The 15686-nt window shown below is 45.4% G+C and carries 15 protein-coding genes; 10 read left to right on the forward strand and 5 right to left on the reverse strand.

Going from position 1 to position 15686, the window contains the following annotated elements:
* Positions 1–17: 17 nt before the first annotated feature.
* Positions 18–224 (reverse strand): hypothetical protein, encoded by a 207-nt coding sequence (locus tag QZZ22_RS09360; RefSeq protein ID WP_292464294.1) that lies wholly within the window; start codon positions 222–224, stop codon positions 18–20.
* A 138-nt stretch (positions 225–362) separates the two neighbouring features.
* Here QZZ22_RS09360 and chaB point away from each other — a divergent pair, with 138 nt between their 5' ends.
* The 4 genes from chaB (at position 363) to QZZ22_RS09380 (ending at position 1935) form a co-directional block, all read left to right on the forward strand.
* Positions 363–593 carry a putative cation transport regulator ChaB gene (gene chaB, locus QZZ22_RS09365; RefSeq protein ID WP_292464295.1) on the forward strand — a complete coding sequence of 77 codons (231 nt, stop codon included), beginning with the start codon at positions 363–365 and terminating at the stop codon, positions 591–593.
* A gap of 184 nt (positions 594–777) precedes the next feature.
* Positions 778–1299, forward strand: coding sequence for a PepSY domain-containing protein (locus QZZ22_RS09370; protein ID WP_292464296.1), 522 nt, complete (start codon positions 778–780; stop codon positions 1297–1299).
* A gap of 94 nt (positions 1300–1393) precedes the next feature.
* Positions 1394–1609 (forward strand): hypothetical protein, encoded by a 216-nt coding sequence (locus QZZ22_RS09375; RefSeq protein ID WP_292464297.1) that lies wholly within the window; start codon positions 1394–1396, stop codon positions 1607–1609.
* Between the two features lie 32 nt (positions 1610–1641).
* Positions 1642–1935 carry a winged helix-turn-helix domain-containing protein gene (locus tag QZZ22_RS09380; protein WP_292464298.1) on the forward strand — a complete coding sequence of 98 codons (294 nt, stop codon included), beginning with the start codon at positions 1642–1644 and terminating at the stop codon, positions 1933–1935.
* Positions 1936–1961: 26 nt separating this feature from the next.
* On the opposite strand, the gene QZZ22_RS09385 is transcribed toward QZZ22_RS09380, so the two are convergent.
* Positions 1962–2561 carry a methyltransferase domain-containing protein gene (locus QZZ22_RS09385; protein WP_292464299.1) on the reverse strand — a complete coding sequence of 200 codons (600 nt, stop codon included), beginning with the start codon at positions 2559–2561 and terminating at the stop codon, positions 1962–1964.
* A 143-nt stretch (positions 2562–2704) separates the two neighbouring features.
* On the opposite strand from QZZ22_RS09385, the gene QZZ22_RS09390 reads away from it, so the two are divergent.
* From QZZ22_RS09390 to QZZ22_RS09410, 5 genes are all read left to right on the forward strand, one after another.
* Entirely contained in the window at positions 2705–3133 is a 429-nt protein-coding gene (locus tag QZZ22_RS09390; RefSeq protein WP_292464300.1) for a hypothetical protein, read from the forward strand.
* A gap of 350 nt (positions 3134–3483) precedes the next feature.
* A complete protein-coding gene (locus QZZ22_RS09395) occupies positions 3484–3831 on the forward strand; it encodes a hypothetical protein (protein WP_292464301.1) in 348 nt (115 codons plus the stop codon).
* Positions 3832–4041: 210 nt separating this feature from the next.
* Positions 4042–4341 carry a hypothetical protein gene (locus QZZ22_RS09400; protein ID WP_292464302.1) on the forward strand — a complete coding sequence of 100 codons (300 nt, stop codon included), beginning with the start codon at positions 4042–4044 and terminating at the stop codon, positions 4339–4341.
* Between the two features lie 238 nt (positions 4342–4579).
* Positions 4580–8611 (forward strand): hypothetical protein, encoded by a 4032-nt coding sequence (locus tag QZZ22_RS09405; protein WP_292464303.1) that lies wholly within the window; start codon positions 4580–4582, stop codon positions 8609–8611.
* A gap of 9 nt (positions 8612–8620) precedes the next feature.
* The gene (locus tag QZZ22_RS09410) at positions 8621–9226 is read left to right on the forward strand and encodes a sarcinarray family MAST domain-containing protein (protein ID WP_292464305.1); all 606 of its coding nucleotides are present in this window, start codon (positions 8621–8623) and stop codon (positions 9224–9226) included.
* 77 nt (positions 9227–9303) lie between these two features.
* On the opposite strand, the gene QZZ22_RS09415 is transcribed toward QZZ22_RS09410, so the two are convergent.
* Positions 9304–10476 carry an ATP-binding protein gene (locus QZZ22_RS09415; RefSeq protein ID WP_292464306.1) on the reverse strand — a complete coding sequence of 391 codons (1173 nt, stop codon included), beginning with the start codon at positions 10474–10476 and terminating at the stop codon, positions 9304–9306.
* Positions 10477–10588: 112 nt separating this feature from the next.
* The gene (locus QZZ22_RS09420) at positions 10589–11737 is read right to left on the reverse strand and encodes a PQQ-dependent sugar dehydrogenase (protein WP_292464307.1); all 1149 of its coding nucleotides are present in this window, start codon (positions 11735–11737) and stop codon (positions 10589–10591) included.
* 203 nt (positions 11738–11940) lie between these two features.
* On the opposite strand from QZZ22_RS09420, the gene QZZ22_RS09425 reads away from it, so the two are divergent.
* Entirely contained in the window at positions 11941–14742 is a 2802-nt protein-coding gene (locus tag QZZ22_RS09425) for a DEAD/DEAH box helicase (protein WP_292464308.1), read from the forward strand.
* 66 nt (positions 14743–14808) lie between these two features.
* Here the strand turns inward: QZZ22_RS09425 and QZZ22_RS09430 are convergent, their stop codons facing one another.
* Positions 14809–15231, reverse strand: coding sequence for a peptidylprolyl isomerase (locus tag QZZ22_RS09430; protein ID WP_292464309.1), 423 nt, complete (start codon positions 15229–15231; stop codon positions 14809–14811).
* Between the last annotated feature and the right edge of the window lie 455 nt (positions 15232–15686).

Genomic DNA, 15686 nt, shown 5'->3' on the forward strand with positions numbered 1-15686 from the left:
AGTATGTGTTCCTCCTCTCAATTATTGTAAGCATCATATATCTGCCAGAGCCAGATAAGCGGCAGTAATATGAACCCTATCAGGATAAACTGGAGCAGCCAACTTATACCAAGGGCCAGCCATATGATTATAGCCTTAAGTACCTGGCCTTTTACTACTTGTCCCAGACCCGGCACGAAAAATGAAAGCAACGCCGGGACACCGTATGTTCTCTTTTCACTCATGATGTTCCCTCCGTTAATATTGGGAAACATGTTATAATAATAGTTCGAGCTCTGTAATCATTTGTTAATGCGGGGAGTATTTCAGGTGTAATGCAAATACTTTTAAAAAAGAATCCCCAATTCTATATGGGGGAGAAAATGCCTTACGGAAATAGATCTGAACTACCGGAAACGGTCAGTGAGCACCTGCCGGAGCATGCACAGGATATCTACATGAAAGCTTTCAACAATGCCTGGGAACAGTACAAGGACCCTTCAGAAAGGAGAGGTGACGCTTCCCGGGAAGAGACTGCACATAAGGTTGCCTGGAGTGCCGTAAAGAACGAATATGAAAAAGATTCTAAAGGGAACTGGGTCCGAAAAGATTGATTCTGCATGCCGTCTCTAGTAGCTCATTTGCATAAGTGCAACCAGTGTAAATACTTAAGTACTGCACAAATCTGCCAAAAATGGAGGTACTTCCCAGTGTTTAAATACTGATACGTACTACATATGTAGTGTAGAGACTACATATGCAGGCATAATAATTCCTGCAAACAAAGAGGTGTGAAAAGTGAAGAAAATAACAGCAATACTCCTTGCAGGAATGCTTATTGCAGTTACCGCGGGAGTAGGAGTAGTGGCCGCAGCGAATGGACAGGCAGGCAATGCAGGCTTTTACGGTTCCATGCACCAATGGGCAGCTAACAGAATGAATCAGTATGGAGATGGCAATTGGGCCGGTTATGCCGGATGTCCGTTCTTTGGTACGGATGCAAACAATGGCACAGTCAATAATATAGCAGTTGAACTTGAAGTCTCGACCATTGAAGAAGCGATAAGCATCGCAGAAGCAGAGACAGGACAGAATATCACAGAGGACAATGTTTACCAGATGGGCAGATGGTGGGTCTTCAGCTACGCCGATGAGGAAGGTATCATCAAGCAAGGACGTATCGATGCATATACAGGCGAAGTCATAGAGGATTTTTATGCAGATTCCGGATATCGGGGACAGTACTCTCAAAATGGACGTGGAATGATGCGTAGCGGTGGATATGGTGGCGGATACAACGGCGGATGTTACAATACCTAAGGAATCAGAGTCTGGTTGTAACTTGATAGAAAACAATAATATGGACCTCTCCCATATATCTTTTTTAAAAATAATATCTGGCAGGTGAATAATTATGATGGGCAGTGGTATGTATGGTGCATTTTCCATTTGGGGTGTACTTTTCAATATATTTATAATCCTTTTAATAGTAGGAATAGTTGTTTTATTGCTGAACAGGTCCGAGTTTGTTAGTTCCGGGAACAACGAACGTCTGGCAAGGCTTGAGAAGGACGTAGACGAAATCAAGAGAACGGTACAGGCCATCAAGGAAAAACTTGATGAGATATGATTTGTCTTCAAAAGGTCCGGAAAAGTGACACGATGACAAAATCGCTTCAGCAGATCACAAATATAGGTGAGGCCATATCACATCCTGTCAGATTAAAGTTACTTTATCTGCTCTCTGAGCGGGAAAGATACATATACGACCTGGCAAAGGATCTCAACCTTTCACGCCAGGTGGTGCAACTTCACCTGAAGAGACTTGAAACTGCAGGATTTGTTGAGAGTGACCTCCGGCTTGAGGATAATGATATGAGGGCAAAGAAATTCTTCAAGCTGAAAGATTTTGACGTTAAGCTATGTATCGATGATCTCACGCAGATATTCGGATGAACATCCCGGATTAAAGGCCTTGACATCTATGGCTTTGACCTTATCAGCCGGAACACATCCTTCATGGCAAGTTTCCTCTCTTCTATTCTCCGAAGACCCGCTTTTCTGATGTTCTCGACCGTTTCACGGTTGATATTTACTCCTGTGATACTTGCTGTAATTGGATTGAAGAGGTCTTCAACAAAGGCTATCGCTCTGTTGCTGCTTCTCATGTGCTCGAGATTGATGACCGAACCTTCCGGTTTGCATACACGCTTCATTTCTGTGAGGGCCGATACAGGGTCAGGGATGGAACACAAAACAAATGTCGTGATGACATAGTCAAAACAGTCGTCAACGAACCCCATATGTTCCGCATCCATCACAAGAAGAGAAGTATTCTTCTTGCCTGCAGCTCTCTTTTTCGCGTGAGAGAGCATTTTTGCGCTGATGTCTATCCCTATCACTTCACAATCATCAGGATAGTAGGGGATGTTTTTCCCGGTCCCGACGCCCACTTCAAGCACTCTTCCTTTCAGGCCGGAGAAAACTTCTTTCCTCCACTTGCCATATCTCACCAGTTCCATGGGCGTTTCCATAAGGTCATACACACGGGAGAAACGATCATACTTTGAGATAATAGACATATATTCATCTTTTACCTACTGATTTAAATCTATGCTGTCGTTTACCGGCTGGCTATTGGCACAATGGACGGGTAGCATATTTAGAAAGTGATATAAACTAACAGATATTTGTTTTGTCTTACAGCAATCCAAAGAGGCAAAGCATGGTTACCAAACAGGAAGAGTACTGGGAAAAAGACAACTTTGTGGTCGTTACGGACGACACAAAACCTGCAATGAAATGGACCATTGAAGAACTTGGTAAGCGAGGTAAGAATGTACACGTCGTTGACCTTTCAGGCAAGTCTGTTCAAAATGCACTCACCGATATATCTCAGGTCCCAAAGGGCATCGAGAATGCCATTATAGGTATTACAAAGACGGAGCCTGCAAGAGTTATAGAGAAGTTGGCTTCAAAGGGAATAACTAACTTCTGGGTACACTGGAAGACCGACACCTGTGATGTGGAGCATCTGACAGGTGACCCCAAGCTGAGTATAATCACCGGTCGTTGTCCGATGATGTATCTTGGAAAAGGTGCCAGCATGCACGGCTTCCATAGGTTCATTGCCCGGTCGATGGGCAAATACTAATAATTACAAGAGCAGGATCGTCCACTCAGGTCCGGAGTTCCCGTAGAAAAGCCTTAATCAATAAATTGCTCTAATTTAATAGGTGAGTGGATAGTAAATACTCTTTCCCGTTGAGGGACAGGACTGCTTATAGATTCTTTTGCAGGACTGACAGGCAGGAAACGGGCAATTGTAGCCTTTATGGCAGCATTGCCGGACCTGGACTTCTGATGTCCCACATAATGGCCATAAATCCTTTGTTTATACGCATGAAATGAAATAACATGTACATATTTTGGAGAATCAACACAGATTGCTTATATACGTGTTCACTCTTACTATGTATTAGAGTCAGATACAAGGAGATAGTTTTGAAAGACACTGATAGCAGCCTGGTGATGAATATTATGGTCCATGAATTCCTAAACAAGGATACATGGGAATTACACCTTACGCTGCAGGTAAATAATACCCTTGTAGGTATTGCATCAGCAAAGACCGGAAGATCAAGTCGCGACTACGAAACAGTTGTCGCTGCACTGCAAAGCCTTAAAAATGATTATTATGTTGCCATCGGATCCCCTATGAGGTATTCAGAAGGGAAACTGGTCTACTTGCCAGCGGATGAAGGACTTGTGTCAAAAAGGACAAATACTGCACCTTTGATATCCGCGAACCGCGTTCAGACATCTGACCAGATGATGGCTTTATCCCATTAATGTAAATGTTGGCATACAATACTCCCCTCAGATAAATGTACAACAATCCTATCAAGCGATAATAAGTTTGCTTTCACAATGCCAACATTTATATTATTTCTCCAACTCCTTTTTTCCAGCATCATTTCTACGATGCCTGTTGGATAATCTTTTTAAGAAAGATGTCCATATATTGTATATCAACATGCAGCAATAGCGAAGGAGTGGAAAATGCTGGAAAATGATGACCTTGATGATTTGCTTACGGGAGAGACATCCGAGCGCGAACGTGTGAAAATGGAGCACGAGTACATGCATAAGGCTGCGTCTCATCCAATTCGCCGGCAGCTTGTCAGAGAGATAGGGGTGTTCGGCGCAACAAAAGAGGAGATCATGGGGGCTGTTGACATTGATGATAAGGTGTTCAAGTACCACACGGAATATCTTATCAATGGCAATCTTCTGATCATACTTAACGGCAAGTACTCCCTAACAGAAAAAGGACTCGAAATACTTGCTAACATTAAATGAAGAATGAGTAATTCTTACTTCAGTTTCCTTTTGCCTTCATAACATCCATTTTTGGCATAACTGAGAGATATCTTTTTTTAATGACAGAATCCTACCGTTGACAGGAGTGGAATTCATATTTACATTATTCTTTTAATTTTTATCTCTCATCAGAACAAAATAGCAATGTTTAAATATCAAATTTACTTTTTCTTTTCAATTCTGGGTGAAGTAGATCGATTAAAGCAGAGGTATTGTCATGAGGCAAAAAACAGTAATGCATGTTCATTCTTTTATTCATGATACCCGCGCATACATTCCCTTCGCTGTCATCGGCATCTTCGTGCTCCTCTTTTCTATAACATCTTCCTTCTACCTCATGAAAATGGACTACGAGCTCGCTGAGACCATATACCAGACCGATGGCATCAGTATGGAGAAAGCCGCAGAGGATATCGCTTCAGCAGACCTTGCACGATGCCTGAACTATGCCGGCATGGAAGCTCTCAAATGGCAGGGAGAGCATCCCATAATCAAGTCAGAGGGAACCATATATGAAGAATGGGGAGAGGACAGGTTCTCAGTATTCTCAAAAAGCAAGGAGGCAGAACCTGGCGAAACGATAGAAGTGAATGTGAAACTACCAGCCAATATACTGGAAGCCATAGTAAACATATTCTCTACAAAACCGAGAACCCTTATTGTGAAAGGATCATCAGGAACGATCTATGAAATAATCGTGTATGATGAAACCCACTCCTTCTGGAGCAAGTCCGAGTTCAATGAAATGATCACTATACCGGAGAATGCTACCGATGAGTATGGCTATCTTATCCTGATGTATGGAAACGATACTAAAGCAACGAACTGGTTCCATATGGGTGCAAATCCTGTCAAGGATATTACGGCCCATCACTTCAACCGTTTACTGCAGAGCAATTACCAAAAGAACGTACACACATTCAACAATTATGCGATAAACGTAGCTCCTGATGTGCAACCCTCAAAGATAGAAATAGGCAAGATCAACGGTACGCTTTCACGCCAGCTCGAAAGGTCGCAGGGAGAAGATTACACTATTTACTATACTCTGACCATAAAGGACCTTGATTACACGCTTGTGGATCTGTCCACTGGTACAAGTGTGAACCGAAGTATGGATATCTCGACCCTGGTAACCTCCAGGGAGCCGCTGCTGGCCCAGCTGACTACCGAGTACGAGCAGGCCCTGAGCAGCAGAACCACCTCCGACATCGTGCTCGGTGCAACTAATGTCAGAACCTTCACTTATGGCCCCTGGCAATATTACCTGAACGGCCCACTCAACATCGTCACCGGTCCGGCCCTGACATCATCCGTAAACGCTGGTACGCTGTATACACAAAAGCGTGTGTTCGACTCCGTGGACCCATGGGCTACAGCCTACACTACCTATTACAACGGAAAAGTTCTCTACAGTGACATTTCCAGAGACAGTTCCGGCTATGAGGATGAGAAGCAAAGTAACATCAACACATCCTACGCCAACCTGTCTTCAACCGGCTCTTTCAATGTCGATATCGATAAAGGCATCAACGAGTCGATGTCAGACGCCAGTACAAGCAGGGAAGAAGTTGCAAACAACTCCAAACTGATAGTCTCGGTCTCCAACTATACCGACAGTGTTTACTACGGCTGGATCTACAATGATGGCGAATGGAGCAGTAATCATCCTGACCTGCTGCATGATGTGACCCGTGAGGTATACAGTGCAACTATTCAGGGCCAGGTATTCAGGGACGGGTTCGATGATCCACAGATGATCAGCGACTATGGCGGATACGGCAGTCATGGTTCCAAATCTGCCTCAGGACACACTGTAACATGGAAAGGCTACTATCCTGTCCTTGTAACCCATATAAGGGCTCTTGGGGACAATTTCACTTATGCAGGTACCATTCCTATCGATCATTCTGCAAAGATTTCCACGGGCAAAAGCAGCTGGAGCCTGACAGATGCATCAGTTTCCCACCTTGGCACGGATGTGACATGCACTGGCATTCTTGCCACCTATAGTTACATCGGAAATGATGCTCTTTTGAACGAAACCCGCATTGATGGCTATCTCGAAAATGAGAGTCGCAGTTTTGACTGGATGGTAACATACATAATGGACTTTGAAGTTATATCGGACTGGAAGATCGATTATTCTTATGACTATTCGTCTACTTGCTACGAAAATGTAAATGGCACTTTAGTCCCCTACTCGTGTACAAAATCATCTTCTGGAAGCACTACATTAACTCTCGTGAACTCAGGTAAAGCATCCCACACCCAAACAGAGACCGAGAACATCACTATCATCTACCACCAGTATCTCCCGTCAGGCGGCTATTCTGGTGTCACCCGCAACTACAGTCCCGGAAGTTCCCATGATTACAGGAATAAACTCGTATCTGTCGACGGCCTGGAAAGGCCCGATACGGACTGTTCGGACGCCGCCGATAAATATCGCGGCCAGTACATTATTCCCAACATGCTGAGCATCCAGAGCCAGTATCTCATTTATCCCGATGGGAAGGAATTCTCCGCTGAAAAGGTCTATTGCGACATTCCAGTTTGGTTGCACAAGGTCATGGGCGGGGAAATGAAAACCATGTTTGATTCTATCAACGGGGAGAATCCTACCCGTGAAATTCCCCTGCTTGGCGAGAACCTTGGCAAGGACCCCACTCTCCTCATTCAGGATGCAGCTCTTGATATCGTTGCAGAGATGGACGATCCCATCAAGAAGGAATCCTTTGCACGGCAGGATCAGCACCTCACCGGCACCATGTACACAACAAGCAGTGACGCCGCCCGCGCCATAGCCAGAAGCGAAGCCTACGACCAGCTTCTGAGGTACATTATAGAGCGCAACCAGGACGATACCGCAGCTTTCGGAAGTTATATCGAAACCTCCTTTTCAGAAAAGCAAGGCTCTTCCCTATTATCATTGCTAGGCGGCGATTCTTCTCTCCTCTTCAATAACCCCGCCATGCAGAAAGCCTCCACTGCCCTTGCCAGGGAAATGGGCGTTATCGGCACCATGACCATCACAGGCAACCCCCACAGCAAGTACAACTGGACCGAGAACATGACACTGCTCATCGACCAGTATCCCGACTATCTTTACCATGATGAGGATTTTGATCTGCAGGGACAGTATAAGTGGGAAGATGAAGGTACTGGATTGGTGGTCTATCCTCTCGGAGTGCGCAATGTGTGTGTATTCTCTACCGGCATAGGTGCTGATATCGCAGAAATACTGGAAAGTAGCAGTGAACCTCTGAAAGATTCCATCTCCCAATCCATGAGCCAGAGTATTTCCGAGATGAACACAGAGGTAAATTCACTGATAGAGGATATTGGTTCAGAGAGCGCGGCACTTATCACAAATGGCACCTCCGCAGATACTACTCTTATTCAGGAGAACCGCACAAGGCTGATGACTAATTACAGCGCCAGCATCCGAAGCCAGGTTCCGGACATGGTTGCTGATGAAGTTGCGAATGACCCTGTGCTGAGCACACTGATCAGTAAATCCGAGGTAAGAACAATATCCGACTCTTACATTTCCACCTTATCCGATGATGAGCTTGTCAGCATGGTTGCCAATAATACTCTTCAGGAAGAGATACTTTTCAGAATCCACACGAATATAGTTTCAGAGAATCCTTCGATTAGCACTGACGAAATGGAAGCTGTCATGTACCGCCTCGAGGCCGACATGAGGATAGGTGTTGCAAATGGAGTGTCCGAGGCGATAATCCTAAGCCAGGCTGTCATTGACGAGTGTTTCGCAAATATTAACGGTGAATTGCAAAAAATGCTTGACGATTCCACTGAGAAACTCACTGGACAGCTAGCCGAGAAGATGGAGCAGAGGCTGCAGAGAGCTATGAAGTATGTACCGTGTGGTCTGCCGGTGCTGCCGCCAAATTGGGTATGTACTGTGAATGTGTGGGAATACGATGTTAAAGGAGCTTATATGACATTCAAGGTTATTGATAATGACAATGAGTGTATGTTCAATCCATATCTTGGGCATGAGCCACAAGTGTATGTGAGAAAAGACGAAAGAGTTGTTCATCCTATAAATACAGATCAAAATGGTGGTTTGATTGTTATTGGTCTTAATCAACCAGTCTTATTTGAATTTTCGGGGTATGCAGCAACTATAGTAGGACCAGGTCCAAAAGGAGTTGGGGATAAAGTAGGAGAAAGGGATGAAAGATCAACTGGTTATAACGATTTTGAATCACAATTTTGAGGAATCAATATGAATTATAAATTTGCTTTAGTATGCCTTATGTGTTTAATTATGCTGTTGTCAACTCCAGCATCATCAAAAAGCCAACATGTCAATATTGAATACTATTACAATGGATATTTAATTACGGATTCAGATTCACCTAAAACTCCAAAACCACTCTTGAAAATTGGAGAACCGTTCAAACTGAGATTTGAAGTGACCTGTTACAAAAGGAACTTTTTGTCTGTAATGTTAACTTCGATTGGTGAAAATGATTTTGATATTATTGAAGGACCAACATCAGCGTTAGGAAATTTCATAGATGAAACAATCGAAGCAAATGAAACAAGAGTTTTTGAATGGACAGTGGCCCCGAATGAAGAATGGGCAGGTGGAAGTGCACCTATTGACTTTTACTATCAGATGACAGACTTGAATACCAAAAGGACAATTATTAGTAGTAAATTCACCGCCGCCTACGTCACCATTTCTAACGAACACTACGAGCCACCAGCAACCACCAACCCAGGCGCGCAGTCTTCCGATGACACTTCATCGTTCGCTCTTCCGGCATTCACACTACTCGGAGCATTAATAGCGATTTATATGGTGTATGTGCTGAAGACAAAGTAAACACTTTAAGGGGGGACCCTCGAAAACAGGTTGTTCCAGGGTCCTTCTGGCTTATGATGGAAAGTGGCTGAAGAGTGTCATTTTCCGTAAGATACAATGCCTTCCTGCTCTTCAAAGAGTCTTGAGTTCCAGAGACCGTAATAGTTGCTGACCTCATCCATGATGTCCCTTGATATCAGTACGTGATCTTCCTCGAGTTTCCAGGAGTCCCATTGTCTTTCTATGGAGATCTCTTCGGAATCGCATTTTCGGGCTTCAGTGGGCTTGATCTTTCCGTCGGTCAAAAAAGAGTTGGTGCAGTTGAAGACTTTCACCATTATCTTAACTTTACCCATATAGCTGATCTTTGAATAGAAGGATGCTGTGAACCTGATGGTCTGCAATAGGTTGCATGCAAGCGAATCATCATCCAGTTCCTTACTACCTTCGGGATTATAGGAACCGCATCTTTTCATCGAATGGACGAGCCCGTTCCTGTGAATTTCTACCTTGTTGACGGAGTCCTTGTTCTGCAGATAGTGCTCGTCGTCCCATTTGATGCCGAACTTTGAAGGCATGACAGGGCCGCTCAGATAATCTGTACAGCCACTCGTCCTGTTGGAGTGCAGGTCGGTGAGCTCATGTCCAAAATCAGGGGAGGGGTCAAACATCTGGCCATCTATCTTCAGGGGGGTTATGATCACATGTCCCTCCATCCCGTTGAGTTGGATCTCATGGGGAATCCTGTTCTGGCTAAGGAATATGGCTTCCTCCACATACCGGTCTAGCTTGCTCATGCCAAAAAAGCGTGATTGGTACAGCCATTCGATTTCATTCTCATCCATGGGAGTGGCAGAGAAGTTGTACCTCTTGTAGTATTTCTTGTCGTGGTTGTTGTAGTAGGGCTTGTTCTGCCCCTCCGGTATCTGGACTACGAGTATTATCCTGTCGGTATCCGGGATAGGTATCTTCTTCATCTGGACGCTGACCCTTGGCACGATATTGCTCAGGATTATCTGCTCCAGCCTTTCAGTATTTGTGTCCATTTCGATGCCTATGATGTATTCGGGATGTCCACCTTTACCGGTTTCTGCAATCCCGTAGACAAGGTAGCCTCCCTTGGTGTTTGAGAAGGCGGTGACCTGCTTAATGATACCGGTATCATTGAGTTCCTGTTTGTAGTCCAGGAGCATGGATTCATCTATCTTTTCATAACTCAGTTCCTGAATATCATTATAGGTGACATCAGAAAGTAATTTATCAAACAACATATTGCATCAGCAGGTTCCGTGATTCATCAAACTTGTTAGTTTAAAGTGAATCAGCAACCTGATAAACCTTTTGGATTTTTCATGATGCTTGAGACTCTTAAAGGAAGGATGATCATAACATGCTGGCATTCACCCTGATTATTCTATCGTCTCCGCTGACAGGAAGCCCCCTGCCATCCTGATTGCTCGTGAGGATATACAGGTTGCCGTCAGGCCCGGCCACGACATCCCTCAGTCTTCCGAAATCCCCATTGAAATGTTCCTGCAGCTCTACGGAGTCCAAATCGTCACCCGAGCCGAGGGAGACTTCATAGAGACTCTGACCCCGGAGTCCTGCAAAGAAAACAGAGCCATTAAGATACGCGGCCCCGGATGGAGCCCAGGTCTGACTGCCACTGTGAATGACAGGTGATTCCATGTCCGAAGCTGTATCATCACCGGTTATTTCAGGCCATCCATAATTACTCCCGGCTTCGATCAGGTTCAACTCGTCCCTGGCGCTGGGACCATGTTCTGTAGCCCATAACCTTCCCTGTTCGTCCCATGCAAGTCCCTGTGGATTGCGGTGGCCAAGGGTATAGACAGGAGAATTCTGGAATGGGTTATCTTCCGGGATATCGCCTTCATCAGTCACACGCAGTATCTTTCCTGCGAGGGAGCTAAGATTCTGGGAAAGGGACGATTCTCCGGCATCTCCTGTGGTGATGTACAGAAGACCATCAGGCCCGAAGCTGATTCTGCCACCGTTGTGATTGCGACCTCCTGGGATACTGTCTATGATCACCTGGGCATCGGTCAGCTGCCTGTTCTCTTCAATGTACCTAACCACTTTGTTGTATATGATGCCGTCTTCCCTGTATGTATAATATACATAGATGAAATGATTATCTTCAAAATCCGGATGCGCAGTTATGCCAAGCAGCCCTCCCTCGCCGTTATGTGCCACTTCATCTATCGTTAACAGAGGCTCGGGGAGCAGACCTTCTTCAGCATCTATGAGGCGAACTCTCCCGGGCCTTTCTGTGAAAATGATATCGCCGTCTGGAAGGAAATCCAGTGACCATGGAATTTCAAGCTCATCTGCAACAAGCGATGCCAAAGGATAATCCCCAACGGGCCCGGAGGAAAAGTTATTGGCCTGGGGAAGGTCCGTTTCTCTCTGGGCACCAATGCACCCACAAGCAAGTATGATGACAAACAAAAGAGCAGCAGCACGCAATATGAAAGATGAAAAAGCTTTGCTTGATGACCTGACCTTCAATACAATTCCCCATATAAAAAAAGTCGTCACCATATATAAAATATCTACATCGGCATAATGAATCAAGGGTGAGCAAAAGGTTTTTGTGACATAACGGCAAGGTCTTGCCGGATATAAAAGCGGGCCTGCTGGCTTTTAATCAGCTGAAGGCAAGTGCAACTCATCTATCAATTTTATATCCTGAACAACGGAGCTTTTTCATAATGGATATCCCTGAACTCATCAACAGACTCAAAGCATCAGGAAGATATGAAGGACAGATAGTGCATGTAGAGGATATACCTGCAAGGGAGCCTGTTCACAGTTCCCTTGAACTAAAACCCCTGGTAAGTTCTGCATTGTGCGAGAAGGGAATCAGGCAACTCTATTCACATCAGGCCGAAGCTGTGACCAAGGTGCGTGAAGGGAGGAACATTGTACTGTCCACCAGCACGGCCAGTGGTAAGTCTCTGTGTTATATGCTTCCGATATTTGAAACGCTGCTTGATGACCCGAAGGCAACTGCGCTGTACCTTTCTCCGCTCAACGCCTTGGTGAACGACCAGCTTCAGGCATTCAGGGATTTCAGTGATATGATGGGACTGGACATCAGGATAGACAAGTTCATAGGCAGTATGTCCCAGACAGAGAAGAGTTCCGTGAAATATGGGAATCCTCGCATACTACTTACCAATCCGGATATGCTTCACATGAGTTTCCTTGCATGGAAGCACCAGTGGAGGGGATTCCTGTCAAACCTGAAGTTCATAGTCCTGGATGAAAGTCATTCATATAGCGGGGTGATGGGCAGCCACATGGCAAACCTGCTCAGAAGGCTTAACAGGGTATGTGAGCTGTATGGGTCAAGTCCTCAGTATATCTGCTGCACTGCGACCATCGGGAATCCTGTAGAGCACACATCGGCTCTCATAGGAAAGGAGGTATGTCTTGTAGACAGCGACAGCTCCGGCAGGGGAGCGCAGAGTTTCATCTTCTGGAATCCTCCCATGTACGAGAAATCACGTAACTTCACTATCCGTAAGTCCAGTTTTGGTGATACGGTGGATCTTTTTACTAACTTTGTCCAGAGTGGCTTCCAGACGATTGCATTTGCCAGGTCCCGGCAGAAAGTGGAAAGGATGTATGTAGAGTCCAGGAATATACTTGCCGGCAGAGGGGTCAGGAAGACCATTAGTTCCTACAGGGGCGGTTATCAGGGACATGAGCGCGAGGCTATTGAAAAAGGGCTTTCCGGAGGAGAGATCGATGGCGTGATCTCCACGAATGCCCTTGAAATGGGTATCGACATTGGTGGGCTTGATGCCTGCATAATGGACGGTTTTCCGGGCACTATAATGAGTGCCAGACAGCAGGCGGGCAGAGCGGGCCGCGGGAGCCGGGAAAGCATTGTGGTACTTGTAGCGGACTCGAATGCTCTTGACCAGTACTATATGCGTAATCCTACGGACTTCTTCAGAAGGAACTGTGAAGAGGCAGTCATCAACGTATCCAACCGCTATATCCAGGCCGGACATCTGTTATGCGCTGCCATGGAAGTTCCTCTCAAGGCTGAAGATGCCCTGCATTTTGGCAGTGAGTATGAAACTATTGTAAGGGTGCTTGAAGAGGAAGGACTGCTTGGTGGCCTGGACGCTAAACAATGTCTTGATCCTGATCCTCACAGGAATGTTTCCATCCGCAATATAGACAATGACTCTTATAACATGGTAGATAAAGCTACCAGAAAGCCTCTGGAAAGGGATATGACCAGGCTGCAGGCTTACAGGGAGGCTTTTGAAGGTGCGGTCTACATCAATAAGGGAGTGCCTTATTGTGTAACAAAACTGGACCATGAGAAAAAGCAGATCCTTGTGGAGCAGGCAGATGACGGATATTACACGCGTTCTATGGTGTCCTCGGATATCGTGATCAAAGGTACTGTTCACAACAAGATCCTCTCCACCTGTAAGGATGTTAAGGTTGGTTTCGGGGATGTGGATGTAACACAGCAGGTAACCGGGTATAAAAAGGTCCGGCAGCGCACCGATGATGATCTTGGCCAGTATTCCCTGCAGATGCCAAAGTTCACCTTGAGCACGGAAGCTCTATGGCTGGAGATGCCTGTTATGTTTGCTCAGGCAGTGGAAACGCATGACTGTGACTTTGCAGGCGGTATCCATGCCATCGAGCACGCAATTATCGGGATGTATCCCTTGCACCTGCTTGCCGATAGGAACGACGTTGGTGGAGTGTCAGCCACCGAACACCCCGACCTTGCAGGTAAAAGTGGGATATTCGTGTATGATGGGCACCAGGGTGGAGTAGGTTATGCTGAGAGCGGATATGGGAAGATCGTGGAGATGCTTGAGGTCACACTGCGGTCTATCGAGGGATGTCCATGCTCCGAAGGCTGCCCTTCTTGTATCCAGTCCCCAAAATGCGGGAACAATAACAATCCACTGGACAAGGATGCTGCCATCATTATGCTCAGGAAGATGCTTGGGAAGCCCGAGTATATCCCGCAGAAGAAAAAGACGAATCTCAAGCCCAGAGAGCATCAGGCGCCAGCAGCCATCGAGAGATCGAGGGAAAAACCCTTCGATACCGTAAGCGCTCTTGAGAGAGCAAGAAGGAAGCTCCGGCAAAGGGGTAACAGGAGCGCAGCAGAATGGATCAATGAAGGGATCACAGCAGGAAAGGAAAAGAAAGATCATGTTGCTGCCTATGAATGTTTTGAAGCCGCTTTGCAGCTTGAGCCTGATAACGGTCTTGCTTTAATGAACAAGGGCATAACATGCATTTACCTGCGAAGGTACCAGATCGCCCTTGACTGCTTTAACAGACTTATTGCCACGGGACGCCGGCAGAGTTCGGTCTGGGTGCAGAAGGGTATCTCTCTGTATTATCTTGGAGACTATAAGAACGCTATTGCAGCTTATGATGAAGGCCTTAAGTTAAAATCAGGAGATCCTAGGATACTGGACTTGAAAAAAAGGGCCGAGCAGAAGATGCCTGACCACAAATAAATTTCCTTTTTCCTTTAAACTTAAAGAATACCCGGAGCCTGTAGTCATAACACCGGGTTTTCTCGTTTATGCCTCGACAATCTTTATATTGAAATTCAAGGCCTTACCGGCAAGGGGATGATTCATATCAAGTGTGACCTGTTCATCGCCCACTTCAGCTACTTTTGCAGGTATTTCCTGCCCATCGGGGGTTTTCACCAATAACATCATTCCCTCTTCGATTTCCATGTCTGAGCTGATAACCGTTTTGGGAATCTTTTGGGTCAGATCTTCATTGTACTCACCATAAGCTTCTGATGGTTCTATCCTGAACTTTTTCTCTTCCCCTTCTTCCATGCCCCTGACGGCTTCTTCAAAACCGGGTATGACCTGGCCCGCACCTACCGTAAACTGGAGAGGTTCACGGTCATCTGAACAGTCGAACACAGAACCATCATCCAAGGTCCCTGTGTAATCTAGTTTTATTGTATCTCCATCACTTATTGACAATTTATCATCTCTATTATCTCTATTTGTTTAAAAACAAGCCTTAACTCATTCCATTATTCAGGAGGTCGCCCACTTTACTTAGGTTTTTTGCTTATGCCCTGGGTCTCTGCTGCTATAACAGAAGGCTGCGGGGATGTTTCTATCCATATACTATTCGCAAAGAGTTTTTGCACTTTGGAAGTGGCTCCGGTGAAGGAATATAAGGAGTGGCAAGCAAGAAAACCGCTTCTATTCCTATCGTAAAACTTTTATCTTATTGGAATACCTGTGGGACGGGTGCTTATGACTTAAGCGGGCGTAGTCAAGTATAAGTACCTGAAAATAAAATCTATTTCGTGATGACTATAGTAATGGCTGCTGTTGTATAAAGTGGAGGCTAGAAAGAAATAATCTGATAATATTTTACAACAGCCGGCTTCACAATATTGAGAGTATATTTAGAGTGATATTTAGAG

It is taken from the genome of Methanolobus sp. (genome assembly GCF_016278365.1).
Lineage (GTDB): Archaea > Halobacteriota > Methanosarcinia > Methanosarcinales > Methanosarcinaceae > Methanolobus.

What these genes read in the sequence shown, in the direction of transcription:
- QZZ22_RS09375 (WP_292464297.1), top strand. Translation starts at nt 1,394, where the DNA reads ATGATGGGCAGTGGTATGTATGGTGCATTTTCCATTTGGGGTGTACTT.
- QZZ22_RS09415 (WP_292464306.1), bottom strand. Translation starts at nt 10,476, where the DNA reads ATGTTGTTTGATAAATTACTTTCTGATGTCACCTATAATGATATTCAG.
- QZZ22_RS09390 (WP_292464300.1), top strand. Translation starts at nt 2,705, where the DNA reads ATGGTTACCAAACAGGAAGAGTACTGGGAAAAAGACAACTTTGTGGTC.
- QZZ22_RS09385 (WP_292464299.1), bottom strand. Translation starts at nt 2,561, where the DNA reads ATGTCTATTATCTCAAAGTATGATCGTTTCTCCCGTGTGTATGACCTT.
- QZZ22_RS09425 (WP_292464308.1), top strand. Translation starts at nt 11,941, where the DNA reads ATGGATATCCCTGAACTCATCAACAGACTCAAAGCATCAGGAAGATAT.
- QZZ22_RS09405 (WP_292464303.1), top strand. Translation starts at nt 4,580, where the DNA reads ATGAGGCAAAAAACAGTAATGCATGTTCATTCTTTTATTCATGATACC.
- chaB (WP_292464295.1), top strand. Translation starts at nt 363, where the DNA reads ATGCCTTACGGAAATAGATCTGAACTACCGGAAACGGTCAGTGAGCAC.
- QZZ22_RS09360 (WP_292464294.1), bottom strand. Translation starts at nt 224, where the DNA reads ATGAGTGAAAAGAGAACATACGGTGTCCCGGCGTTGCTTTCATTTTTC.
- QZZ22_RS09400 (WP_292464302.1), top strand. Translation starts at nt 4,042, where the DNA reads ATGCTGGAAAATGATGACCTTGATGATTTGCTTACGGGAGAGACATCC.
- QZZ22_RS09380 (WP_292464298.1), top strand. Translation starts at nt 1,642, where the DNA reads ATGACAAAATCGCTTCAGCAGATCACAAATATAGGTGAGGCCATATCA.
- QZZ22_RS09410 (WP_292464305.1), top strand. Translation starts at nt 8,621, where the DNA reads ATGAATTATAAATTTGCTTTAGTATGCCTTATGTGTTTAATTATGCTG.